At 43.8% G+C, this 25,684-nt stretch carries 22 protein-coding genes and 2 tRNA genes; 15 read left to right on the forward strand and 9 right to left on the reverse strand.

The window, feature by feature from the left end; all coding sequences use genetic code 11:
• Positions 1-26: 26 nt before the first annotated feature.
• From HYN43_RS25955 to HYN43_RS25965, 3 genes are all read left to right on the forward strand, one after another.
• Positions 27-2,411, forward strand: coding sequence for a hypothetical protein (locus HYN43_RS25955; RefSeq protein WP_162996633.1), 2,385 nt, complete (start codon positions 27-29; stop codon positions 2,409-2,411).
• 166 nt (positions 2,412-2,577) lie between these two features.
• Positions 2,578-2,651, forward strand: a tRNA-Asp gene (locus HYN43_RS25960).
• Positions 2,652-2,795: 144 nt separating this feature from the next.
• A tRNA-Asp gene (locus tag HYN43_RS25965) sits at positions 2,796-2,869 on the forward strand.
• Positions 2,870-3,081: 212 nt separating this feature from the next.
• Here HYN43_RS25965 and HYN43_RS25970 read toward each other — a convergent pair.
• Genes HYN43_RS25970 through HYN43_RS25980 form a run of 3 tightly spaced genes read right to left on the reverse strand, consistent with a single transcriptional unit; the run spans position 3,082 to position 5,965 of the window.
• Complete coding sequence (locus tag HYN43_RS25970; protein ID WP_119406788.1) at positions 3,082-3,783, reverse strand: DUF4998 domain-containing protein; 702 nt, start codon at positions 3,781-3,783, stop codon at positions 3,082-3,084.
• A 21-nt stretch (positions 3,784-3,804) separates the two neighbouring features.
• Entirely contained in the window at positions 3,805-5,328 is a 1,524-nt protein-coding gene (locus HYN43_RS25975; RefSeq protein ID WP_119406789.1) for a DUF5000 domain-containing lipoprotein, read from the reverse strand.
• Between the two features lie 25 nt (positions 5,329-5,353).
• On the reverse strand, positions 5,354-5,965 hold the full coding sequence (locus tag HYN43_RS25980; protein WP_205589828.1) for a hypothetical protein: 612 nt from the start codon (positions 5,963-5,965) through the stop codon (positions 5,354-5,356).
• Between the two features lie 27 nt (positions 5,966-5,992).
• Between HYN43_RS25980 and HYN43_RS25985 the strand changes: the two genes are divergently transcribed.
• The 3 genes from HYN43_RS25985 (at position 5,993) to HYN43_RS25995 (ending at position 8,347) form a co-directional block, all read left to right on the forward strand.
• Positions 5,993-6,724 carry an IS1595 family transposase gene (locus HYN43_RS25985; RefSeq protein ID WP_119406790.1) on the forward strand — a complete coding sequence of 244 codons (732 nt, stop codon included), beginning with the start codon at positions 5,993-5,995 and terminating at the stop codon, positions 6,722-6,724.
• 94 nt (positions 6,725-6,818) lie between these two features.
• Complete coding sequence (locus HYN43_RS25990) at positions 6,819-7,586, forward strand: SDR family oxidoreductase (RefSeq protein ID WP_119406791.1); 768 nt, start codon at positions 6,819-6,821, stop codon at positions 7,584-7,586.
• Between the two features lie 143 nt (positions 7,587-7,729).
• A complete protein-coding gene (locus tag HYN43_RS25995; RefSeq protein WP_119406792.1) occupies positions 7,730-8,347 on the forward strand; it encodes a Crp/Fnr family transcriptional regulator in 618 nt (205 codons plus the stop codon).
• A gap of 117 nt (positions 8,348-8,464) precedes the next feature.
• Here HYN43_RS25995 and HYN43_RS26000 read toward each other — a convergent pair whose 3' ends face one another.
• The gene (locus HYN43_RS26000; protein ID WP_119406793.1) at positions 8,465-9,016 is read right to left on the reverse strand and encodes a nuclear transport factor 2 family protein; all 552 of its coding nucleotides are present in this window, start codon (positions 9,014-9,016) and stop codon (positions 8,465-8,467) included.
• Positions 9,017-9,224: 208 nt separating this feature from the next.
• On the opposite strand from HYN43_RS26000, the gene HYN43_RS26005 reads away from it, so the two are divergent.
• On the forward strand, positions 9,225-11,051 hold the full coding sequence (locus HYN43_RS26005; RefSeq protein ID WP_119406794.1) for an FAD-dependent oxidoreductase: 1,827 nt from the start codon (positions 9,225-9,227) through the stop codon (positions 11,049-11,051).
• A gap of 156 nt (positions 11,052-11,207) precedes the next feature.
• Here HYN43_RS26005 and dinB read toward each other — a convergent pair whose 3' ends face one another.
• The gene (dinB, locus tag HYN43_RS26010) at positions 11,208-12,326 is read right to left on the reverse strand and encodes a DNA polymerase IV (protein ID WP_119406795.1); all 1,119 of its coding nucleotides are present in this window, start codon (positions 12,324-12,326) and stop codon (positions 11,208-11,210) included.
• Positions 12,327-12,776: 450 nt separating this feature from the next.
• Between dinB and HYN43_RS26015 the strand changes: the two genes are divergently transcribed.
• Complete coding sequence (locus tag HYN43_RS26015; RefSeq protein WP_281024328.1) at positions 12,777-14,096, forward strand: IS4 family transposase; 1,320 nt, start codon at positions 12,777-12,779, stop codon at positions 14,094-14,096.
• A gap of 122 nt (positions 14,097-14,218) precedes the next feature.
• On the opposite strand, the gene HYN43_RS26020 is transcribed toward HYN43_RS26015, so the two are convergent.
• Both HYN43_RS26020 and HYN43_RS26025 read right to left on the reverse strand, forming a co-directional pair.
• A complete protein-coding gene (locus HYN43_RS26020) occupies positions 14,219-14,779 on the reverse strand; it encodes a DUF922 domain-containing protein (protein WP_119406797.1) in 561 nt (186 codons plus the stop codon).
• A gap of 24 nt (positions 14,780-14,803) precedes the next feature.
• A complete protein-coding gene (locus HYN43_RS26025) occupies positions 14,804-15,751 on the reverse strand; it encodes an SPFH domain-containing protein (RefSeq protein WP_119406798.1) in 948 nt (315 codons plus the stop codon).
• 93 nt (positions 15,752-15,844) lie between these two features.
• On the opposite strand from HYN43_RS26025, the gene HYN43_RS26030 reads away from it, so the two are divergent.
• The gene (locus HYN43_RS26030) at positions 15,845-16,033 is read left to right on the forward strand and encodes a hypothetical protein (protein ID WP_119406799.1); all 189 of its coding nucleotides are present in this window, start codon (positions 15,845-15,847) and stop codon (positions 16,031-16,033) included.
• A gap of 270 nt (positions 16,034-16,303) precedes the next feature.
• On the opposite strand, the gene HYN43_RS26035 is transcribed toward HYN43_RS26030, so the two are convergent.
• Positions 16,304-17,434, reverse strand: coding sequence for a CapA family protein (locus HYN43_RS26035; protein WP_119406800.1), 1,131 nt, complete (start codon positions 17,432-17,434; stop codon positions 16,304-16,306).
• Positions 17,435-17,497: 63 nt separating this feature from the next.
• Positions 17,498-18,103 carry a C40 family peptidase gene (locus HYN43_RS26040; RefSeq protein ID WP_119406801.1) on the reverse strand — a complete coding sequence of 202 codons (606 nt, stop codon included), beginning with the start codon at positions 18,101-18,103 and terminating at the stop codon, positions 17,498-17,500.
• A 467-nt stretch (positions 18,104-18,570) separates the two neighbouring features.
• Between HYN43_RS26040 and pdhA the strand changes: the two genes are divergently transcribed.
• From pdhA to trpC, 6 genes are all read left to right on the forward strand, one after another.
• Positions 18,571-19,566: a pyruvate dehydrogenase (acetyl-transferring) E1 component subunit alpha gene (gene pdhA / locus HYN43_RS26045; RefSeq protein ID WP_119406802.1), complete on the forward strand. Its 996-nt coding sequence runs from the start codon at positions 18,571-18,573 to the stop codon at positions 19,564-19,566.
• A gap of 136 nt (positions 19,567-19,702) precedes the next feature.
• The gene (locus HYN43_RS26050) at positions 19,703-21,358 is read left to right on the forward strand and encodes a dihydrolipoamide acetyltransferase family protein (RefSeq protein ID WP_119406803.1); all 1,656 of its coding nucleotides are present in this window, start codon (positions 19,703-19,705) and stop codon (positions 21,356-21,358) included.
• A gap of 391 nt (positions 21,359-21,749) precedes the next feature.
• Positions 21,750-22,175, forward strand: coding sequence for a cytochrome B (locus tag HYN43_RS26055; protein WP_119406804.1), 426 nt, complete (start codon positions 21,750-21,752; stop codon positions 22,173-22,175).
• Between the two features lie 247 nt (positions 22,176-22,422).
• A complete protein-coding gene (locus HYN43_RS26060; RefSeq protein WP_119406805.1) occupies positions 22,423-23,832 on the forward strand; it encodes an anthranilate synthase component I family protein in 1,410 nt (469 codons plus the stop codon).
• Positions 23,833-23,885: 53 nt separating this feature from the next.
• A complete protein-coding gene (locus HYN43_RS26065; RefSeq protein WP_119406806.1) occupies positions 23,886-24,458 on the forward strand; it encodes an anthranilate synthase component II in 573 nt (190 codons plus the stop codon).
• A 152-nt stretch (positions 24,459-24,610) separates the two neighbouring features.
• Positions 24,611-25,393 carry an indole-3-glycerol phosphate synthase TrpC gene (gene trpC, locus HYN43_RS26070; protein WP_119406807.1) on the forward strand — a complete coding sequence of 261 codons (783 nt, stop codon included), beginning with the start codon at positions 24,611-24,613 and terminating at the stop codon, positions 25,391-25,393.
• Positions 25,394-25,684: the final 291 nt, after the last annotated feature.

The raw sequence follows: 25,684 nt of genomic DNA on the forward strand, positions 1-25,684 counted from the left end.
CCGGATATACAATAAGCTTTCAAACTATGAGTAAAATTAAACAAGTTGCCCTGATTATTGCTTTTTCATTTTCGGCATTATTGTTTTTGCAGGCAACCTCTTTTGCCCAGGTAACAGATCAGATTACGAAAAGCCTTAACCAATACGGGCAATCAACCATCCAGGAAAAGATATTTATACATACCGATAAAAGCACCTATATACCCGGCGAGGTTTTATGGTTTAAAGCCTATATTGTTAATGCAGGTAATCATACCCCGCTTGATTTAAGCCGTGTTGCCTATATCGATGTGCTCGACGGTAAACAAAACGCCGTAATGCAAGCCAAAATTGCCGTAAGCAAGGGTCTGGGCAACGGCTCGTTATACATACCCGTATCATTAACCAACGGCAACTATAAGCTGCGTGCGTATACCAGCTGGATGAAAAATTTTAATGCTGATTATTATTTTGAAAAAAGCATAACCATCGTTAATCCGCTTAAAACACCAGATGTTGCTGCGAAAGCCACGTTGGGTTATGATGTTCAGTTTTTTCCGGAGGGAGGCAACCTGGTTAACGGTATAGCCGGCAAGGTAGCGTTTAAGCTGAGCAATGAAAACGGCGCTGTAAATAACTTTAACGGAACCATTATAAACCAGCGAAACGATACTGTGGCACGTTTCAGGCCTTTAAAATTTGGTATAGGCAGTTTCATTTTTACGCCGCTTGAAGGCGATACGTACAAAGCCATAATTAAAACGGATAAGGGCGCGCCTGTAATTAAAGAACTACCGGTGGCTAATAATGCGGGTTTTGTAATGACATTGAACGATAACGGAGGTCCGGCGTTGGATGTAACAGTAAAGATTAAAAATGTTAATGCGGGCGCTGTTTATCTTTTGGCACACACCAGGCAATCTGTTTCAATAGCCGAAAGTGCATCTGTTAACGACGGCACAGCCCACTTTAATATTGATAAGGCTAAACTGGGCGAAGGGATCTCGCACATTACAATTTTTGATGATGCAAAACACCCCGTTTGCGAACGCCTTTATTTTAAACGCCCAAAAAAACAGGTGATACTTGAAACCACTGCTAACCAAACGCAATACGCGCAAAGAAAGAAAGTGAACGTAAGCATTTCGGCAAATGACATGGCCGGGAAGCCGCTGGCAGCAAACTTATCTATGTCGGTTTACCGGATCGACTCGCTGCAGCAGGTTGATGCCGGCGATATATTCAGTTATATGTGGTTACGAGCAGACTTAAGGGGTAATATTGACTCGGCAGCTTACTATATGAATAATAACAACAACGAAGCAAATACGGCCCTTGATAACCTGATGCTTTCGCAGGGTTGGAGAAGATTTATGTGGAGTAACGTATTAAGCAACAAAACGCCTGCTTTTACCTTTTTGCCCGAACATGACGGCCACCTGATAACCGGAAAAGTAACCAACACCATAACGGGTACTCCTGCAAAAGATGTGGTGACCTATTTAAGCGTTCCCGGCAAAAGAGTACAATTGTTTGCAGCCAATAGTGATACTACCGGTAAAATTATCTTCAACACAGCGCAGTTGTTTGGCCCCGGCGAAATAGTAGCCCAAACCAATACCGAGCGCGACTCGACCTATCGTATCGACATTTTAAGCCCTTTTTCTGAACAATACTCGGCATATACCGAGCCTAAGTTTCAGTTGCTTGCCGCCATGCGAAAATCGATTGAAGAGCATAACCTTGCCGTGCAGGTTCAAAACACATACTCGGGTGCCAAAATCAGGAATTTTTATGAACCGCGGGTTGATAGCTCGGGTTTTTATGCAACTCCGTTTAAAACCTATCTCCTGGATAATTACACCCGTTTTACTACCATGGAAGAAGTGCTGCGGGAGTACGTAAGAGAGGTATGGGTCAACAAATCGCAAAAACGATACCACATAAAAGTGCTGAACGAAAAGGGCTTTCTTGACGGCGACCCACTGGTTTTGCTGGATGATGTACCAGTATTTAATATTGATAAGGTAATGGCTATCGATCCTTTAAAAATACGAAAGCTTGAGGATGTACCATACAGGTATTACTGGGGCCCATCGGTACACGAGGGTATACTAAGTTTTACAACCTACAAAGGCGACCTGGGAGGCGTTGAAATGGATCCGCATGCAGTTGTACTTGATTATGAAGGTTTACAGCTTCAGCGCGAGTTTTATTCGCCCGCTTATGACACCGATGCTACAGGTAAAAGCAGGTTGCCCGATTTTAGAACCACGCTTTACTGGGCTCCTGATATCAATACAGTACCGGAGCAAAAAAGCGAGGTTTCATTTTATACCTCGGATATAGCCGGCAAATACATCGGAATTATACAAGGCATCACCCCATCGGGCGATGTGGCAAGTCAATATTTTAGTTTTGATGTGCGATAAGCTTTTGAGCGTTTTTCTTAATCGGCATATGCTAAAATTTGATAAACAGCACTTTAACGGAATGTTAAAAACACCTGCATAATTTAAAATTTAATATTTTGATTGTTTTTAAAAAAACAATTTGCGTGGAATAAAATGGTTTGTATATTTGCACACCCAAACGGGAGGAGTGGTAGTTCAGCCGGTTAGAATACATGCCTGTCACGCATGGGGTCGCGGGTTCGAGTCCCGTCCATTCCGCAAGAAAAGATTCAAATCTTGTTAAAAAGCGCCTTAATCATTGATTAAGGCGCTTTTTTTATATGTCAAATTTTTTTTCTGCTTTTTAAGAAAAAACAATTTGCATAAACCAAAACGGTTTGTATATTTGCACTCCCAAACGGAGGAGTGGTAGTTCAGCCGGTTAGAATACATGCCTGTCACGCATGGGGTCGCGGGTTCGAGTCCCGTCCATTCCGCTAAAAGCGAAAATGAGCAAACGAATGCTTGTTTTCGCTTTTTTATTTTCACAACTAATTGAATGGCAATTGTTAAAATTGCATAAGTGTGAGTTTGAAAAGTCAGTATTTCGAAGGCTTGTAAGGAGACTTATTGATCGATTATTCTTCCGTTCTATTTCCACAATTTGCCGGGCATACTCTTCTTCCCATTTTTGATATATATGCGAACTTTATTTTAAGGTTTTCATGAATTTCTGCAGATCCTTTTTGCCTTGTTCTGTAGCGATCAACTGCAACAGGCCAGCCATTCTGCGCAGGTAGGTAAACACGGCTTTTTCTTCCTGATCGATCAATCCGTCGATAGTCGCCTCACTGATCCACAGGCGGCCCGTGGCGGATAAAGCGCCTAATACCGGTTCCATATCCTGTTCAGACAGAGACAGCAGGTAACCTTCGCCGATCAGTGTTTCCAATTCCCGCGCAAATGATTTTCGCCTTGTTGCGTTATAACTGCGGTTTTGCAAAGTGCCGATATAAAGCGGCCCATAAACCTTGGCGTTATTGATCTCGGTAGGGATCGATCTGTTGCCCTTAGCATCATACGAGTATATGGTGAATGAATAAGTATACTCGGCCAGGTTTTTAATAACCGCCCTGATGGTATCAGTTTTCCCGCTGATGTTTACCACGCTCGAATCGGCTTTGTTGTTATAGTAAATTACATATTTGGTGATGGATGGGTCGCTGCTGGCAGCCCATTTCAGCCCTATCTCCAGGTTACCGGGTTGGATGGTTACCTTGCCAACCGAGCCGGTGTAAACAACTTCATGATCGCCCAAAAAATTTCTGAAATCGGTTTGGTGATTTTTTTTGCAGCTGTAAACCGCTATCAGCATAAAGCAGCAGCAAAGTATATAGATCAATTTTTTCATTGCTAAAGTTTTAATGGTTAATTACTCGGGCTTGCCATAAAAAGATAATTCCATAATGTGTGCCGAATCTCCGCCCGACCATACATTGGCTACAGCTACCCTTATAAAATGGATGGCAGGCGCCGCTATGGCAACTTTAAACTCAACACCGGCGGCAACAAAGGCCCTGTCGGCAGCGGTGATGGTAGTAGGCGAGGCACCCGATGGCGGATCAGGATAGCGGTAATTGCCCAGGTTAATCCAATCACCAACCACCGTACCCACAGGCGATGAAAGTGGTAGCTGTACATCCTGCGGCTGCGCTTTGTTAGATCCCCATATGGTAAACGTTTTAGGGTTACTGAAGCCGTAGGCGAACTCGTTCTGGCGTTCCCACATCACAAAACGGCTTAGCTTGTAGCTTGCATCCTGATCAATAGGCAAACCTTTGTTGGTATAAAATAATTCCTGCTCAGAAATAGGCGGCGCGAAAGTTCCCTGGAAAATTGCGGTAGCGGCCGAAGCCGCGGTTAACCTCGGCATACAAAAACTTTGTACCGGGAAAGTAGGGCTTAAGGCCCAGATCAGTTCCGGGTTAAGCTGCCACTCGGCAGTGATGGCTGTTTGCAGGGTTAAAACTTGTTTTAGCGAGTCGGTTAAGTTTCCGGGGATATTGGCGGGGGCTGTAAATCTGCTTAGCCTGATGCTATTCGCTTCGCAATCTGTTATGGCTTCCAAACAAGCTGCCGCGGCTTTATCCCATTTGGTACCATCATAGGCCGAACTAAATAAAGCTTGTCCGTCTTTGTTTTTCACACTTGCGTAATCTGGGTTACCATTATAAAGCGGACTGGCAGCCGTAGCCAAAATCTGCGCTTTTACCGATAGGGCGATAGGTTTGGTAATGCGCCCTAACTCGGTAGCCTGGTTGCTGATCACCTCTGGCAGATCGGGAGCGGCCTGTTCAAGCAGGCGCACCATGTAGTTCACCACCGAATCTACCGGTGCCCTTTTAATATCTACATCCTCCTGCGAACTGGTGATAGGCAGGTTTTTATCGATGATAGGGATGGCGCCATACATCCTGAACAGGTAAAAATGATAGTACGCTTTCAGGAATTTAACCTCGGCTATCCAGCGTTTCTTTTCACCGGCAGTCAGGTCGGTAGGCTTGTCGATATTCTCGAGCATTGTATTGCAGCGGCGCAGGGCTTTAAAGGTTGATTGGCCACCGTTTTCGCCGTTCCAATAATTTAAGCCGGGGTTTTGGGTATTCTGTGTTCCGCGGATGAGGTTAAAGCCGGTTGGGTCGATGCCCTGGTTATCGCTCAGGTTATTAGGAAAAATTACCTCGCCCGAATTGGTGAAGCCGCCATCGTTTTGCGGGTAGCGTAGCTGCTGTAAAGTAGCGTAGCAGGTAAAGAGGTAATTTTCGGCCTCGTTGCGGTTGAGGAAGGCGTAATCTATGGTTCCTACGTTATCGGGGGTAACATCAAGGTATTTCTTGCAACCAAGGAAACCTGTTGCCAGTAATGCGACCAATATGTATTTGAAGTGTATTTTCATATCAAATTAATGTCTTTGTTAAATATTACAGGTTCACGTTAAGGCCTACGTTAAATACTTTTTGCACCGGGTAGGCAAAGGCATTCCCTCCCTGTTCCGGATCCCAGAGTTTGAAAGGGCTCCAGGTAAGCAGGTTAAGCCCGTTAAAATAAATCCTCGCTTTTTTAACATTGAGCGCCTTGGTCCATTGCGTTGGTAAGGAATAGCCGAACTCTATTGATTTAAGGCGAAGAAAACTACCATCGCGCAGCCACCATGAACTTGACTGGCGGTTATTTTCAATCACCGCGCCATCCGGCCCCAGCCTTGGATAAAGGGCGTAAAGGTTCTGGTTATCTTCCGACCAATGATCATCGGCATAAGCTTTCAATAACTGCGTATTACCGGTAAAGTACGAATCCGGGCTTTTGATAAACGGCGCTGTACGGGCAGCATCACTCATGAAAGAAACCTTGGCCTGTCCCTGGAAAAATCCCGACAGGTCGAAGTTTTTATAGGTAGTGGATATACCGAAACCGTAAACTATTTGCGGGATGCCCGGATTGCCCAAAAAAGTTTGATCCGCACCATCAATTTTTCCGTCGCCGTTCAGGTCGCGGTATTTGATATCGCCGCTCTTGGGAGAGTAATAGCCCATAAATTGACATAAAAAATACGTATCTTTATGGAGATGAACATAATAGAGACGATTAATAAATTTCCGGATCAAGCTACCTGTATAAACTATCTTGAGCACATAAGGTGGCAGGCAGAGCCTACATGCCCTTATTGTGGGGGGAAGCGAAGCAGTAAACGTACAGCCACCCATCGGCATCAATGCCATGAGTGCAATCGCAGCTACAGTGTATTGGTCGGGACTATTTTCGAAGATACGAAGCTGCCTTTACCCCAATGGTTCCTGGCTATTAGTTTAATCTTGAATGCTAAAAAAGGCTTATCTGCCCGCCAACTTGCCAGGGATTTAGGTATCAACCGAAAAACAGGCTGGTATTTACAGATGCGTATCCGTAAAGCGATGCAGGAAGGAGAAGATAAAGACCTTTTTAATGGGATAGTTGAAATAGATGAGACCTATCTGGGCGGGGCAATGCGTAATCACTCAAAGAAAAAACGGGATGAGCGCAAAGAAAAGGGGACCCAGGTTACCGGGATGGAACATAAGCAACCGGTTATTGGCTTATTGGAGCGAAACGGAAGGATAAAATTAAAGGTGATAGAAAAGGCAAATAAAGTCAATATAAAGCCGGTTATAGCCGAAACTGTGAGTGCTGATGCGAAAATAGTCACAGATGGCTTTGGGGCTTATAGAGGATTGGATAAACTACATCAGGAGCACCATGAGGCAGGCATCTGTTATCGCATCGCTTTAACCGGTAACGCTCCGTATCTGGTTTGAATTTATTGACATTTGTCACAGTGATTTGGTTACAAATGTCTTTTTTCTACTGCCGGGAACTCGTCAACTTTGAACAATAACAGATAACAAAAAAATGAAGTTAATAAACAAAGTTGCCGTTGTTACCGGAGGTAATAGCGGGATAGGATTCGGCGTAGCCGAGGCATTAAAGAACGAAGGTGCCACTGGTGTGATTACGGGAAGGAACCAGGCCACGCTTGACAGCGCTGCAAAACAATTGGGTGATGGATTTATCGGATTAAAAGGCGATGTGACCAATTTAGACGATCTGGAGAATGTGTTCAGGATAACGGCCGAAAGATTCGGTAAGATCGATACGCTTGTAGTGAATGCCGGTGGCATTGTTGACGGGCAGAAAATGTCAGGAATAGATGATGTGACCGAGGAAAACTATGACCTTTATATGGACCTTAACCTTAAAAGTACCTATTTTTCGGTGAAAAAAGCTTTGCCTTACCTGAATGACGGGGCATCCGTTATCCTTATCGGGTCAAGCGCTGCCCACCGTGCAGCGCCCGGCATGACTATTTACGGCGCTGCCAAGGCCGCCGTGATTTCGCTTGCCAAAGGCTTATCACTTGATCTCCTTTCAAGAAGGATCAGGGTAAACACCTTGTCTCCGGGATCAATCGACACCCCGGTATTTGGAAAGATAGTACCGGACGAACAGGTGGACTTTGTTAAGAAAATGTGGGTTGATATAACACCTGTTGGCAGGATGGGCACATCCGGCGACATTGGCAAAGCTGCCGCTTTCCTGGCATCAGATGATTCCGCCTTTATCGTTGGTACAGAAATTTTATCAGATGGCGGGCTGACCAATATCAATTTAATGAAATAATCATCCCACGGGCGGCATTATTGTGCCGCCCGTAATTCCACAGCTAACACCTAATTCGCTTTAGCGTCATTTTAGCAACATATTGGTGCTAACATCAAAAAAATGCTGCTCCTTTTAAATAGCTTTGCTAAAAAGGCGCTCAAATGCTTGCATCATTTGTAGAATATCTTCATGAAAAAGGAACATTGACAAGCCAGGAACTGAAGTTGCTTGCAAATGCTTCGGTACAAAAAAGAATCCGGAAAAATCAATACCTGCTTGAAGAAGGTGAGGTTAGTGATTTTATCGGATTTGTTGTTAAGGGGAGTTTCCGTTTGTTCCGCGTAAGTGCGGGCGGGGAAGAACATGTGATGAAATTCGCTATTGAGAACTGGTGGATCTCCGATTTTACAAGCTTTATGTCTGGCCAGCCTTCTCTTTGTTATATAGAAGCACTTGAGGATAGCGAGCTGATCAGGTTTACAAAAGAAAAATGGAATTTGGTGCTGGAAGCAGCCCCCAACTTTAAGCAGATTATTGACAATCTCACCGCCAGGAATTTCGAAGCTCATCAGAATCGGATTTACAGCAATATCAGCGAAACTGCTGAGATTCGATATGAAAATTTTGTTAGCCAATATCCAACTTTATATAATAGAATTCCGCTTTATATGATCGCTTCCTTCCTTGGGCTTACCCGTGAAACACTTAGTCGGGTCCGAAAACATGCCGGAAAGAGAAGCTCTTCAATTATACAGGGTTCGCATGGAGATGCCGGTTAATCCGTGCAGGTGTTTTTTTGAATGGTATCATTTAATTACTATAGTCAATCACGAAGGATATTATAAATCAAAAAGGCGGCCTCTAAAACAGAAGCCGCCTTATTTAATTGTATAATTTTAAAGTTTGGTCTTATCAGCAACTTCAAAAGAATCCTCCAGGAGATGATAACGGGTAAGCAGGCCATTTTTAACAATAATATCAATACTGAACTCAGACTTCATTTGCTTGTTGTTTTTTTTCATGCGGGATTCAAGATATCCGAGAATAACCACGCGGTCGCCTTTAGCCAGTATATCGGTAAAGATCAGTTTTTCGGGTTGAATGTTTGCTTTAAGTAAGCGGAAACTTTCGCTGATGGCAGCTCTGCCAACCCTTTTACCAATCCAGGGTACATTTTTGGTATCGCCGGGAATAAAGTACTCAGCTTGTTCATCAAAACAGGCCGCCAGTTCGTCTGGCGTAGCACCCTTCCTGAATTTATCAAAGAAGCTGTTAACCACCTTCAATGCTGAAGAATCCTGAAGGGTATTATTGTGCGCACTAACTATTGAGTGGCGCTTTAAATTATTTTCCAGGGGCTTATCGGTTACTGTTGCAAGCGTAGCATTTTTACTATTGGCAGCCATGGATATGATGGCAAACGCTGTGATCAAAATTAGTTTTTTCATTTTATTTTAATTTAATAAGTCAAAGGTAGATTGCCTCCGTTCGGGCTAAGAGGACATTTGTTACAATATCATAGTGACAATTATCAATAAGTGCTCTTTATGATATCAGGAGATAGCCAAGGCCGGTTGCTGTTTTTAGTTCACAAAACCAAAACAATTGTTTTATTATATCTGCCTTGCTTATTTTAGCGTTCTGTAGATTTAACTGATGATAAAAAAGTTACTGTTTGTACTTTTAATATTTAATTGTACACAATCCTTTGCCCAAACCATTAAAACCGACATATTGGTAATAGGCGGCAGCGCCAGCGGAACCGCAGCGGCTATACAGGGGGCACGAAGCAAACTGAAAACAATGCTGATTGAGCAGGGCCCATGGCTTGGCGGCAGTCTTACCTCGGGCGGGATTTGCGTGTTAGACGGTAACCGCAATTTGCCAACCGGCATCTGGGGCGAGTTCAGGCGAAGGGTACGCGAATTTTATGCTAAGGCTCCGGGCTACGATACAACTTACAACGCCGTACTAAGGTTTGAACCTTATACCGGCGCAGCTATCCTCAAAAAAATAACCGATACTGTAAAAAGCCTCACGGTAAAATTAAACAGCCCGTTCATCAGCATAAAAAAAGATGGAACCGGCTGGGATGTGAGCGCCACGCTTGATGGTAAAACAACAACAATAAAAGCCAAAGTGGTTATTGACGCCACCGAAATGGGAGATGTTGCCCTGAAGGCCGGCGAAAAGTTGATTTACGGCTTCGATGCCAAAAAAGAAACGGGCGAAGTGCTCGCTCCTGAAAACGCATCACCACAAATTCAGGATCTGAACTGGATTGCTGTTTTAAAAGATTTTGGCAAATCGGCCGATAAAACAATTGCCCGCCCGGAAGGATACGATCCTTCAAGGTATGCTTGTTTGAAAGGTAAAAACATCGGGCAAATGCTTAACGAAGGCAAACTACCTAATGATAAATACATGATTAAATGGATTTGCGGCACTCAATACCCGGTAACCGCAAACGATTTAAAGCCTGAAAATCGCGAGGCGTTTTACGCCAAAGCTAAATTACATACCCTGGGCTTGATTTATTATTTACAAACCGAATTTGGTTATAAAAACCTTGGGCTTGACGATGGTTTTGGCACCCCCGATAATTTACCTTCACAACCCTATTTGCGCGAAGCTGGCCGTGCAGCAAGCGGTCTGATTCGTATGACGCTTGATGATGTGTATAAACCTTATGATTACGAATCGAAACTTTACCGTACGGCTATAGCGGTAGGTGATGCTTTTCCGGGGCAGCATTATAGTGAAGGTGGCGCGCCCGTGGTTAATTATACAGCTTTTCCGGCCTATGGGGTTCCGCTTGGGGCTATTGTTTTAAAAGATCAGGACAATTTACTGGTTACGGGCAAGGCTATGTCGGTAACGCACTTGCTAAATGCCAGCACGATGTACCCATCTGTGCAGATGGCTGTAGGGCAGGGGGCAGGTGCCACGGCCGCGTATTGTGCCTTTTTTAAAACCACTACAAAAAACCTCAATGTAAGGATAATACAGGGCGAACTGCTTGATTTTAAAGCCTGGATTATGCCTTTTGCCGATGTTAAGCCAACTGATCCTTATTTCAGGGCCATACAGCAAATAGGTGCTTCGGGCTTATTAAGAGGTGTGCAAAAGGCTGATGGCAATACCGCAAAGCTGCTGTTTCAACCCGACTCGCTTGTGGCTACTGCCGAGGTTGAGCCCGTGCTGAAAGAAATTTACACCCGGGCTTTTTTATGGTTTAACCGCGAAAAACCGGGCCCGGTTTTTACCATAGGCAACCTGCTTTCATTCATCAGCGAAACCACATTGACAGATCCGCATACGCTGGAGATTGGCATGCAAAAAGCCTGGAAGGCGCAGTATAAATTCAGTTCGGATTTTGATTTGAAACGGCCGGTGACACGGAGGGAGTTTGCTATATTGGCCAACAGGTATTTTAATCCGTTTGGAAGAACGGTGGATATTGCGGGTAGGATGATGAACTAAAAATCCCCCTGCCCGTGTCTTCATGGGCAATGCTCAGGTATGCAATCGGCCGTGGAGACACGGTCTCGCAGGGTTTAGATTTATTGGTTGAAGTTTAGCGATAGCGTAACTTCGACCTAAACTGTTGGAAGCATTCTGCTTCCGAACTAAAATCCTTTATAACTCCAGCTCCAACTGATCGCCCGGCCCCAGTTCTTTATCATCCCGCTGTTTCACCGTCAACTCGCCAAAGTTAGAAAGTGAGATCCCCAATAAACGTACCTTAACATCATCTACTCCCGTAGCTGCCATTAACTGTTTTGCCGTATTGCTAATAGTTTCCAGGTCATTTATTGGTGAAGTGAAAGATTGATTTCGGGTGATCTGTTTAAAATCGTGATACTTTACTTTGAGCGTAACCGTGCGGCCCTTCAGTTCATATTTCAGTAACCTGTTATGAACAATAAGCGCGATTTTATCCAACTCGGCTTCCATCTCTTCAAGCGTAGTTAGGTCATAAGCAAAAGTATCCTCGGCACCCATAGATTTGGTTTCGCGATGGGGTTGCACCTCACGGTTATCAATGCCGCGTACTATCTGGTAGTAAAACCGGCCAACCTTGCCAAAATGTTTTACAAGTTCGCCTTCTTCCAGCCGTTTCAGGTCTGCTCCGGTGTGTAAGCCCATATTCTTCATTTTTTGGGCGGTTACCTTGCCTACGCCAAAAAATTTATCTACCGGCAATTGCTCCATAAAAGTTTCGATGCTTGACGGGCCTATAAATTTCAACCCATCAGGCTTATTGATATCCGAGGCTATTTTGGCTACAAATTTATTGATAGATACTCCGGCTGATGCGGTAAGCTGCAACTCATCTTTAATAGCCTGTTTAATAAGTTTGGCAATCTCGATGGCCGAACCTATGTTCTGTTTATCCTGCGTTACATCCAGATAAGCTTCATCAAACGAAAGCGGTTCGATCAAATCGGTATATCTGCTAAAAATCTCCCGGATATGTTGCGAAACCTCCCGATAAACGTTAAAACGCGGCCTTACAAACAAGGCATGCGGGCAAAGCTGCAATGCTTTTTTTGATGACATGGCCGATCGTACGCCAAACTTCCGGGCTTCATAACTGGCGGTTGCAACTACGCCGCCCCGGCCTTCGGGTAACCCGCCAACCACTAATGGTTTGCCCCGATACTCCGGAAAATCCCGCTGCTCAACCGATGCGTAAAAAGCGTCCATATCAATATGGATGATTTTACGGTGGGAGTTGGAGGATTGATCGGCCATGAGGATAATAGCAAATATAGGCCAGTTAAATTAAGAAAAGAGGCAAGACTACAATAGTCATGAAACAAGACTTGAAAAAGAATCAAAACTTAAAGAGATAGCAGCGAAGATAAAACACAGCGAGATGCAGGTTTAAGCGTCCACGCTTGAACCATACTAAATGTAAGCGTCCCCGCCATAGCCGTTAACTTAAGGAAATTTTGAGAAGTTTTTTTTAAGATGTTGTATAGGCGGGGCTTCGCCGATGGGCAAAACCACTTAGATTTTCCCATATTTGTATAGTTTTATTTTTAATAAAAAAGGCGGTTGTTTTCCAGACGTATACCGCCTTTTTCTATTTAAATATAGGCATTTTTAAAAACAAATTGAATTTTTTGTAGGGGAAAAGTTCCATTTATTTTCAATCAGGAGGCATTTATCACAAGTTGCTCATCTGCATTAAAAAACAATATAGCCGGCTTCCTTGATCCTTTACAACTTGATACCATAGCCCGCAGAACTGGATTTTTGCAAAGGACTTCTAAACTTAAGCCAAAAGAGTTTATCGATACGCTGATGTTCAGCGAGTTCGATCATAGCAGGCTAAGCCTTCAGGATTGCTGTAACGATCTGGCTCACCAACATCAAAAATCGCTGAGTAAAGTAGCCTTGCACAAACGGTTTAATGAACATAGCTTCAGTTTTTTAAAATCAGTATTGGCAGAACAGATCACCCAAAAGCTGGATATAAAAAGCGGAAAGGACTGGAAGCCTTTTACCCGGGTAATGATTACAGATTCATGCAAATTTGCCTTACCTCAACAATATAAAGATGATTATCCTGGGTTTGGCGGAGCCAGAAGCAAGGCCTTGATGAATATGCAGTATGCCTTTGATCTTAAGCAAGGTAACTGGGAAACCCTTGAATTGACCAAAGTATCTGAAAATGATAAAGCTTATTCAAAAAGAAGCTTACAGGATATTAAGGCGGGAGATTTGCATATCCGTGACCTTGGCTATGTTACCCACGGATATTTGCTGAAGGTATCTACAGAAAAAGCCTTTTTCCTTAACAGGCTGCATCCGGGCTGGAAACCGATCTCGCGCAGTACGGGAAAAGCGATTAATTGGCATACACTTTATCAGGAAATGCAACTAAGCAAGCGTAATCGTTTTGAAACCATGGTCACTATAGGAAAGGGAGAGGATGCCTTTGATTGCCGGCTGATCGCTGTGCCTGTGCCCGAAAAAGTATGGTCTGAAAGGATCCGGAAGGCTCAAATACGGGCCAAAAGCGTTGGTTATGAACTTACTGATGACTATAAGTACCGCTGCCGGTTTAGCATATTTATTACAAATACAACAATTGAGTTACTCAATGCTACAGAAGTTATTCAACTGTACCGTTTACGTTGGCAAATTGAATTGGTATTTAAGACATGGAAATCGTTGCTCGACATGCACAAAGTTAAAGCTGTAAAAAAAGAACGACTGGAATGCCAGTTGATGGCTAAATTCATTTGGATAATCCTTAACTGGAAGATATTCCGATGTTTGGCGAACTTTATTAGGCAAAATTCACCGGATAATGCCTGCTCCGTATGGAAGTTTTTTAAGCAGGCCAGGCAATGCTCTCACTTGTTGAGAATGGTTGTTAGCGGAAAACTGCATTTTACCATTTGGTGTGATTTATTTTCAGCCAGCGTTGTGAAGAATCTTCTTATTGAACCTAAAAAAGGAAAAAAAGCCAGTCTACATATACTGAATGAAGTGTTCTTTTCCTTAAGTTAACGGCTATGGCGTCCACGCTTACGGCATTACTGGAGCGTGGACGCTCCTACTTCGGATTATTCAAGCGAAGGACGCTTGAACATGCGGTGATAGCAGACGATTCTTAAATATAAATGACTTGTTTACCCCTCATCATCCTCGGGCAAAAACTTAAGCTTTTGCTGAAAATACAGATCCCAGCTATGCTGCTGCACACGGTCAGTCATGTGTACGGTATCTTCATCATAGTCGGCATTAAGTTGCTTGTACTTGGCATCAATCCGGTTAAAAATGGCCATAGCCTCGTAGTTATAGTTGCTGCTGAAACGGGTGCGGCTTACTATACGTAATAACTCCTGCTGCTCTAAAAACGCAATGGTATAATGACCTTGCTCGTGCTTCAATATCTCCGTCATTTGCTGAGGCGTACTTACCCGGCTTTTATCCAGCCATGATTTATTGTTATTGAGGATAAGCCTGATGTTAAAGTTAAGCCGGTAGCCCCCGCTTTCGCGCCGGGCCTGGTAGCGATAATCGATAGTGCAATTGGTATAAGCAACAACGCCGCCGGCATTAGCCCGCGGCGTTCCCCAAAAATCATTGGCGGTAAGCTGATGAAATGACGATTGGGCCGAAGCCGTCGTTATCAGCGTTAATACACACATAGCCGTAAGGCCTACCCCTTTCACAATATTCTTTTTCATTTAAAAAATGGCGGTTTCAAACTTTTACTTTTTGACGTTGTCGGTGTGTAAAAGGTTTAAGGCCATCATTTCTTTTAACGTATGCTGCATCTGATCGGTTGAGCCATCCAGGAAAATAACGTTGCCTTTCGAGTTTTCCGAAAAATGTTTGATCGATTCCGTCCACATGGTAAATAAAATCACCGAGGTATCCATATTAGCTTCGGCCATTTCTTTGGCAGCAACAGTCATACCACGGGCAACTTCTTCGCGGAACAGGGCGATACCCTGGCCGCGCAGCTGTGCAGCCTCACGCTCGGCCTGTGCCGAAATCTTGATGGCGTTACCCTCGGCCTCGGCGGCTTTGGTTTTGGTGATGAGCAGTGCCTGTCCTTCGTTTTCGGCAGCGGCTTTCAGGTTGTTTGAAGCGACTACCTGGCTCATTGATTTCATGATCACGTCGTCGAAAGTGATATCATTCAATTGCAAATCCTGCAGGTGATAGCCCCATGTTTCTAAGATCTGGTCGAGTTGTTCTTTTACGTGCTCAACTATGTCGCGGCGTAATATCAATACCTCGCTCTGGCGTTTGGTGGCTACAAAAGCACGGATGGAGCCTTCAACGGTGCGGATAAGGGCCTGCATCAGGTTACGCTCATCAACAAATTTAAAGGCCACGTTTTTGATGGTTTCTTCCTGCTGATCCAATACTGAATACAACAACATGGCCTTAAAGTAAACATTGGCCTGATCATAAGTAACGGCCTGGAACTCCAGTTCGACAGAGCGGTTTTGGATAGAAATTTTAGAATAAATGCTTTCGATAAAAGGGATCTTGAAATTAAGCCCCGGAGTAAGGATGCGGCGGTACTTGCCAAATACGGTAATAACTACTATTGTGCCCTGTTTTACAGACACAAAAGAGCTAAAAAGTCCAATAAGAATTGCTACAAAAATGATTATTCCTACAAATGATCCTAATGATTCGGGCATGGCTTTGGTTTATTAGTTTAAAATAAAAGTAACACTAATTATTGGTGTGCTATTTGTTTTTTAAAAAATGCTTTAAAAAACATTACATCTGTCATGAACTTAAAAAGAACATTTGGAGCCATACTAAGCGTGCTTGGTATCATTGGCCTTATTTATACCGGCGTTGCTATTATTAACCATAGCGCGCAGGTAACCACTATGGTGGTTATAGGCATTATTTCGCTGATCTTTTTCTCGACGGGGATAAGTTTGGTGAGGAATACCAGGGATGAGGCGGCGTAGATTACTCACCCGGTCTGCGCTTCGCCGGGCCATCCTCTCTACGGCAAGCCGCAAAGAGGGTTAGAAGAATAAATTTATAACTAAAAAAATGTCATTTCGATAGAGCGGCGGGGAGGATTGAGCATAGGAGCGAAAGAGAAATCTTCTACGCCCCGGCTTAAAGTATGCAAGGCCGCATTACAGGGCGTACAGGATTTCTCCTCACGCCACGCTCAATTCCATCGCTTGTTCGTCGAAATGACAATCATTGTTATTGTACTGAATATCTACTTAAATAGCCGGAGCCAAACTCAGCTTACCGCTATCCGAAATAACTAATCCCGCGTCCGGAAAATCAGCCTCCGTTAATTGCTTAATCCGGATAGCCGCACGGTTAAGTGTATCCAATTCCAATCCTTTATTATGATCCTGTCTCAATGATATAATACGCCCGTTTAAAAACTCACCTTTTTTATTCAGGTGCACTTTAAGCAGCGGTGCCAGGCCGCACACGCCCGCCACACTTACACTTTTATAGGTGCAAAAATTACCAAGGCTATAAGCTATCAACCTGTTTTTATAAACCTCCATAGCGCGGCTCACATGTGGCCCGTTCCCGAATATTACATCCGCCCCGGCATCAATGGCGTTATGGGCAAAGGCGTGAACATCTCCCCGTTTTTCGCTGATGAAAGATTCCATGGCAAAAGGCACGTGTTCATATCCCACACCCTCGCCACCACCATGAAAGGATACAATCACAATATCGCAGCGCTGTTTTAATTCGCTGATGACTTTGGCGGCATTCGGCAGGTTAAGAATAGGCAATGTATTGGCATTCGGCGCAAATGAGCAAAAGCCGTATTTAATACCATTACGTTCAAAAACGCTTGTAGGGTGTGCAAGCAATCCCCCATAATTAATACCAACGCTATCCAAAACATGCATAGTGCTTACGCGGCCCGTATCTCCAAAATCACCAATATGGTTATTGGCCAGGCTTAGTACATCAAAACCGGCATCTTTAAAAACGCCGGCATAGGCAGTAGGCATCCTGAACAGGTACGCTTTACAGCGTTGATGCAATTTATAATGCGCGGGGCTGCCGCCATCAAGCAAACTGCCTTCCAGGTTGCCAAAGGTTACACTGGCATTCCGTAGTTCATCTGCAATTACATTAAAACTGTTTTTGGCGCTATCGGGCGGTAAAGTATAATTATTGGGGTAGGATGTTCCGAGCATCATATCGCCAACGGCGGCTATGGTTATGGAATCAGGTTGCAGAGCAACCGGGGTTGCTACTTTTGCGGTATCGGGTTTAGGTTTGGGAGCCGGACTTAGTACTGCTTTTCTATCAGGCGGGTGTTGGCAGGCCTGTAAAAACAGCGCCATGCAGGCGGCTGCGTATAAATAAAATCTCATTACAAAAAAAATCCCCTCATTAATTAATGAAGGGACTAAATTATATATTTAATTTAAAATCGTTTAGTTTTTACTTTCGTCAACGTCGTCGCCCATGTCGTTGTTACCCGTGGAAGCCGAACCTTTAAACTCGTTTTTAAACGAGGCTAACAATCTGCCGCCTTTATAAAAGTAGCGGCTGTAATAGGCATCATCCAAACTGCTGATGGCAACACCCCTTGATGAAGCATGCGCAAATTTGTTATTGCCCAGATAAATACCCACATGCGAAATACTGCGGCTGTGAATTTTAAAGAAAACCAAATCGCCTTCTTTCAACTCATCTTTAGCTACCGGGTTAACCATGCTAAAAATATCACGCGAGTTACGTTTAATATCGAGGTTAAAAACTTCGCTGTACAATTCTTTGGTGAAGGCCGAGCAATCAATGCCTCTTCTCGAGCTTCCGCCAAAATGGTAAGGGGTACCTATCCAATCGTAAACGAAGTGAAACAATTTCATGTTTGAGGTGGCAGACAAAGCAACTCCCATAATTTGGGAAAAGTATGCTTTGCCTAAACTTTCCTGGTCGTCTTTGTCATCAGTGGTAGTGCTTGCTGCACTTTTTGTTTGAGCTTGTGAAGCTACGACGCTGAAAAGGAGGGCAATAGCCAGGGCAAATTTCTTCATTTAATCAGTTTGTTTGTTGAGTAGGGACAACAAATTGTTTATTAAAAAAGACACTATGTCTATCGTTCTCTACAAAACTATTTATTATTTATTTATTTGCAAATAATTGACGCTTTTTTTTCAAAAAAGATAAAAAAATGCCATTTATTACGCATCTATTTAGAAAACAGACTTTTCTACGCAGCGATGTGTAATTTGGTTGTAATTATTTTGCGACATTTTTTGCTGTCGGGATAAAAACACAACTCCTTAAACTTCGCTAAACGATAAATTATTGCCTTGCTGTGAATTTTTTTCACGTTTTATTTCGTAACAATTAGCTATACCAAACTAATATTGGGTTAAGCTGTTGCTTTGACACAATCGCTTACCCGCCAAATAAAATTTTGCAACAAATTACCGGATGTTTCGATAATTTGCAGGATATATTTAGATTTGCGCTTTACTCCAAAAAGGTTGTTTAATACATGAGTTCAATCGAAATAACTAAGGACACTTACCTGATGTGGTATGAACAGATACTGTTGATGCGCAGGTTTGAAGAAAAAACAGGACAGTTATACGGACAGCAAAAAATAAGGGGCTTTTGCCACTTATATATTGGGCAGGAGGCTGTTTTGGCCGGAGCTATGTCTGTAATTAAACCTGAAGACAGCTTGATCACCGCTTATCGCGACCATGCTCATGCGCTTGCTAAAGGTGTAACCCCTAAAGCCATTATGGCCGAAATGTATGGTAAAGCTACCGGATGCTCAAAAGGTAAAGGTGGTTCTATGCACATGTTTGATAAAGAAAAGAATTTTTACGGTGGCCACGGTATTGTGGGCGGCCAGGTACCACTGGGTGCCGGTATCGCTTTTGCCGAAAAATATAAAGGTACCGAGTTTGTAAACATCGCCTATATGGGTGATGGTGCCGTACGCCAGGGCGCACTTACCGAAACTTTTAACATGGCAGCGCTTTGGAAATTGCCGGTAATTTTTGTTTGCGAAAACAACGGTTACGCCATGGGTACTTCGGTTGAGCGTACTACTGCTCAAACTGATATCTATAAATTAGGTTTGCCTTACGGTATCCCTTCATCACCGGTTGATGGTATGGATCCGGCAGCTGTACACGTAGCAATGGACGAAGCCGTTCAGCGCGCACGTGCAGGTGAAGGCCCAACTTTCCTTGAAATGCGTACTTACCGCTTTAAAGGCCACTCGATGTCCGATCCTCAAAAATATCGTACCAAAGAAGAGTTGGAAAGCTACAAAGCGAAAGACCCTCTTGAGGCTACCAAACAAACCATCCTTGATAAAAAATATGCTGATGAAGCATGGTTTGATGAAATGGACGCTAAGATCAAAGCTATTGTTGACGAAGCGGTTCAATTTGCCGAAGAGTCGCCATGGCCGGATGCTTCTGAATTATATACTGACGTGTACGTTCAGGAAGATTATCCTTACATCAGGGACTAAGTTTTAAGTCAGAAGTCTTAAGTTCTAAGTCTTGAGCCGAATGTTTTTAGTTGTGTAAATAACTTTGGGCTATCGACTTCAGACTTTGGACTTTCCGCAAAGAAGTACTAAAAAATTAAACACATATAAATAGTATATGGCCGAAGTAGTAAAAATGCCTAAGATGAGCGATACCATGACCGAAGGGGTATTGGCTAAATGGCATAAAAAAGTTGGCGATAAGGTAAAATCGGGCGATGTATTGGCCGAGATTGAAACCGATAAAGCTACCATGGATTTTGAATCGTACCAGGATGGGACCCTGCTGTATATCGGTATACAGGAAGGTGCTGCTGCTCCGGTTGATGCCGTTATTGCCATTTTAGGTAAAGAGGGCGAAGATTACAAATCATTGCTTGACCAGGCTGGAAGCGCCCCTGCTGCAGAACCTGCTAAAGAAGCTGCTCCGGTAGCTGATAAAGCACCTGCCGCTACTCCGGCACCGGCTGCTCCTAAGGTTGACCTTTCAAGCATCCCGGCTACGGTTATCCGCATGCCGTTGCTTAGCGATACCATGACCGAAGGCACCATTGAAAAATGGAACTTTAAAGTTGGCGATAAAGTAAAAGCTGATGATTCACTGGCTGATGTGGCTACCGATAAAGCTACCATGGAAGTTGTGGGTTACGAAGCAGGTACTTTATTATATATCGGCCTTAAAGAAGGCGAAGCCGCTAAAGTAAATGACATTATTGCTATAGTAGGTAAAGAAGGTACCGATATCACGCCTTTATTACAGGATGGTGGTTCGGCCCCTGCTGCTGAAGCTGCACCAGCTGCTGAAACCAAATCAGAAACTGCCGCTGCAACTGCTACTGCCACCGAAGCTTCATCTGAAGATGACAGCCGCGTAAAAGCATCTCCGTTAGCACGTAAAATAGCTAAAGATAAAGGCATCAACCTTAATGATATAAAAGGCAGCGCCGAGGGCGGCCGTATCATTAAAAAAGATGTTGAAGAATATACACCATCTGCTAAAGCTGCTGCTCCAGCTGCCGAAGCCGCGCCTGCCGCTGCTCCGTCGGCCGCACCTGCAAAAGCACCTATCGTACTGCCAACCTTTACAGGCGAAGAGAAATTTAGCGAAAGGCCGGTTACTCAAATGCGTAAAGCTATCAGCCGCCGCTTAAGCGAAAGCTTGTTCACTGCTCCGCATTTCTACGTAACCATGAGCATTGATATGGATCAGGCAATCACTGCCCGTAACCGTATGAATGAGGTTGCCCCGGTTAAAATTTCATTTAACGATTTTGTTGTTAAAGCTTGTGCTGTTGCATTACGCCAGCACCCGGCTATCAACTCTTCGTTCCTGGGCGATAAGATCCGCACTAACGAGCATGTTCACGTTGGTGTAGCTGTTGCCGTTGATGAAGGTTTGTTAGTACCGGTTATTAAATTTGCCGATGGTAAATCATTAAGCCACATCTCGGTTGAAGTGAAAGAGTTTGCCGGTAAAGCAAAATCTAAAAAATTGCAACCAGCCGAAATGGAAGGTTCAACCTTCACCATTTCAAACTTAGGTATGTTTGGTGTTGACGAGTTTACGGCCATCATTAACACACCAAACGCTTGTATCCTTGCTGTTAGCGGCATCCAGGCTGTTCCGGTTGTTAAAAATGGTGCCGTAGTACCTGGCAACATCATGAAGGTAACCCTAAGCGCCGACCACCGCGTGGTTGACGGTGCTACAGCCGCTGCCTTCCTGCAAACCTTAAAACAATTATTAGAAGAGCCGGTAAGGCTTCTTATATAAGTCGGAAGTCTTTAGTCGGAAGTCCGAAAGATAAAAGCGATGGGTTTAGGCTCATCGCTTTTTTTTGTATCTAAAAAGCTGCCGCGGGTTTAGCGATAGCGTAACCCGTGGTGTACAATAGCTTAAGTTTTCAACTTAAGCTCCCTCCAAAGAACTTCAATTGGTCTGAGGTGATAACGAAGGAATACATTGAGAGCAGGCATAATTTAAAAAACACTGAAGTTGAAAACTTCAATAATAGTTCACCACGGGTTACGCTATCGCTAAACCCGCGGCAGTTAAGTTTTCTTATTTAAAATTGTATTAATCAAGGGAACCCTACAAAAAAATGACACAATGACCTAATGACATCAATGACCGATATGTGTATATTCACGGCAAATTTTGAGGTATGACACTTTATAGCTTTTTTAAAGAAGCCCATTCAGGTTTCAGGTACATTGTTATCGTTATGGTATTGCTGGCCATTGTGCGCGCTTTTATGGGCTGGCTGGGTAAAAGGCCGTATGGCGAGGGAAACCGCAAACTAAACCTGTTTGCCATGATCTCGGTGCATACCCAATTTTTGCTGGGCATCATTTTATTTTTTATTAGCCCGATGGTGCAGTTTAGCAAAGAAACCATGAAAAATCCTATCAGCCGTTATTGGACGGTTGAGCATTGGGTAATGATGATCATTGCTATCGCTTTGATCACTATTGGCCACAGCAAATCGAAGAAAGCTGCTCTGCCTGAGGCTAAACACAAAGCCGTGGCAGTGTTCTATCTGATAGGTTTGATCCTGATTTCGGTAGCAATTATGCTTATTCCGAAGTAATTCTATGTAGCTAATAGGATTTAGCAAATAAAAAAGTTTACAAAAAATTTGACAATTCAAATTTCTTTATAAATTTGTGACCGCGATGATTAAAAACACACATAAAAACAGCTGGTGGCACCAATTAAATTGGCAGCCGGCTTGCGCTTTTTGATCAGAGACAACTAATCAATTGTGAACCTAAATAGGAAACCCGGCGACCCCAATTCGTCGGGTTTTTTTGTTTTAAGATATTTTGAAAATAAAGATGAGCACATTTAAAATTGTTACTACTTATAAAAAGCTACTTGCCGATACCACTACCCCGGTAAGTATTTATCTGCGCCTGCGCGATGTATTCCCCAACTCGCTGCTGCTGGAAAGTTCGGATTACCATAGCCGCGAAAACAGTACCAGCTACATTTGCTGCGAACCATTAAGCGGCATTGTGCTGAACAACGGCACCCTCAAAAAAAATTACCCCGATGGTAGCCAGGAAACACATGAGGCCGGTACTTTCGATCTGATAGAACAGCTCAATAATTTTACCGGTAGTTTTGAAACAGATTCGCTACCGCTAAAAATGATCACCAACGGTTTGTTCGGCTATTTTACCCACGAGGCAGTTGAACACTACGAAACCATCAAGCTAAAACAAAGCGACGATACCACCCGCCAGATCCCGGTGATGCAGTACCACATCTACCGTTACATCATCGCCATCGATCACTTTAAAAACGAACTCTACATATTCCACAACCAGCCCGAAGGTGCCCCAACCAACGGCGGGATCGAAAAGCTCGAATACCTCATCAAAAACAAAAATTTTCCTGAATATAGCTTCAAAAGCAATGGCGACGAAAAATCGAACCTTACCGGCGATGAGTTCATTGCTATAGTAGAGAAAATGAAGCAGCACATTTACCGTGGCGATGTATTCCAGATAGTACCTTCAAGGGCTTTCTCCCGCACTTTTTTAGGCGATGAGTTTAATGTTTACCGTGCTTTACGCTCTATCAACCCATCGCCATATTTGTTCTATTTTGATTTTGGCGATTTCAGGATCTTCGGTTCATCACCCGAGGCGCAAATCACCATAAAAAACAACGTAGCCAACATTTTTCCAATTGCCGGAACCTTTAAACGAAGCGGCGATGACGAGAAGGATGCCGAAATAGCGCGCAACCTCGAAAACGACCCTAAAGAATCAGCAGAACACGTAATGCTGGTTGACCTGGCCCGTAACGACTTAAGCCGCCATTGCGAAAACGTAACCGTAAAGGCATTTAAGGAAGTTCAGTACTACTCGCACCTTATCCACCTCGTATCGCACGTAAGCGGTAAGCTCAAACCCGGTGTGTCAGCATTTAAAGTAGTGGCCGATACTTACCCCGCAGGTACGCTAAGCGGCGCGCCAAAATATCGCGCCATGGAGATCATCGATGAAAATGAAAACATTAAACGCAGCTTTTACAGCGGAGCCATTGGTTTCCTGGGCTTCAACGGCGATTTTAATCACGCTATCATGATCCGCTCGTTCCTCAGCAAAAACAATACGCTGCATTACCAGGCCGGGGCAGGCATTGTAGCTGGTTCGGTACCGGAAAGTGAGTTGAGAGAAGTGGATACCAAAATCTCGGCATTGAGAAGGGCGTTTGAGCTGGCGGAGGAGCTGTAATTAGTGGTTAGAGATTGGAGATAAGAGGTTAGTTGAATTTTTAGAAAAGAGACATGAAAAATATTTTAATAATAGATAACTACGATTCATTCACCTACAACCTGGTGCATTTGGTAAACGAGCTTGGCCTGGAATGCGAAGTTTGGAGGAACGATCAGTTTGCAATTGAGGATGTGGAAGCTTTTGATAAGATCATTCTTTCGCCTGGGCCGGGTATCCCGTCGGAAGCGGGTTTGTTGCTGGATGTGATCGAGAAATATGCGCCAACCAAAAGTATTTTTGGCGTATGTTTAGGCCAACAGGCTATTGCCGAGGCCTTTGGTGGGCAGTTGCATAACCTTAACCAGCCTATGCATGGGATAGCTACGCCGATAAGGGTTACCGATGGAGCCGAGGAGCTTTTTGTTGGCTTACCCGAAAACTTTAAGGTTGGCCGCTACCACTCGTGGGTAGTAAGTGAAAACGGCTTGCCCGATTCATTGCATATTACCGCCATTGATGAGGCAGATAACTCGATCATGGCTTTGAGCCATAAAGAGTACGATGTACGTGGTGTACAGTTCCACCCCGAATCGATATTAACCGAATACGGTAAGGAGATGATGCAAAACTGGCTGAAAGCTTAGTTTTGATGAATAATGATAACTTTGAAAAATTAAGCTAATACAATTTGTCATCCTGAGGAACGAAGGATCTTTTTCGATATGCATAGCGGATTTGCAGGGCGAAAAAGATGTTTCGCTATTGCTCAACATGACAGTTTTAAAAATGGGGCCAAATGACCATACTTGATAAAATAGTTGCCAATAAAAAAAGAGAAGTAGCTGCTGCCAAAAAACGTACATCGTACATAGCGCTTGAAGAATCGGAATACTTCCACCGGGACACCTGTTCGTTTAAGAGTTTTTTGCTTGATCCGGCACGTACGGGTATCATTGCCGAGTTTAAGCGTAAATCGCCGTCAAAAGGTATTATAAATGATAAGGTAAGGGTAAGCGCCGTCACTACCGATTATGCCGCCGCCGGCGCTTCGGCACTATCTGTACTTACCGACCGTAAATTTTTTATGGGGCGCAAAGCCGATCTGGTAAAAGCCCGCTCGGTAAATAACATCCCGGTATTGCGCAAGGATTTTATGATAGATGAGTACCAGGTGATAGAAGCCAAAGCTTTAGGTGCGGATATTATCCTGCTGATAGCCGCTATCCTTACTCCAACCGAAATCGATACATTAGCCAAACTGGCCAAAAGCATTGGTTTAAATGTATTGCTCGAGGTGCATAACCTCGAAGAGCTCGAGCGCAGTATCAACCCTAACCTTGATGCCATCGGCGTAAACAACCGCAACCTGGCCGATTTTACCGTATCGGTAGAAACGTCCTACCAACTGGCCAAACACATTCCTGCCGAATTTATGAAAATTTCGGAAAGCGCCATCAGCGATCCCGAAACTATCCGCCATCTTAAACTGGAAGGTTTTAATGGCTTCCTTATTGGCGAAACTTTTATGAAGCAGGCAGATCCGGGGCAGGGCATGCGTGATTTTGTAGCTTTGTTGTAGTGCTTATAACGCTTTGTCAGGAATGCTGAAAATAGTATGCGCTCATTTCCTTTAGAGAAAGTGAAAAACCTACCCGGCAATTTCCTGTCCGGGTATTTTTTTAACCTCTGAAATAAATAATATCCGTAAACGACTTTTGTTCATTTTGTTCAAATTTTCTCGAACAAAATGCCGACCTTTTACGTATAAAGGCCGGATTTTCGGGTTGGTTAATTAAAACATCATCTGCCTTCCGCCCGAAAACGATGCTCAGGCGGGTAATCTTAATCAACCGGAGCCCACCTGTAGTAA

This window comes from Mucilaginibacter celer, from assembly GCF_003576455.2.
GTDB lineage: Bacteria > Bacteroidota > Bacteroidia > Sphingobacteriales > Sphingobacteriaceae > Mucilaginibacter > Mucilaginibacter celer.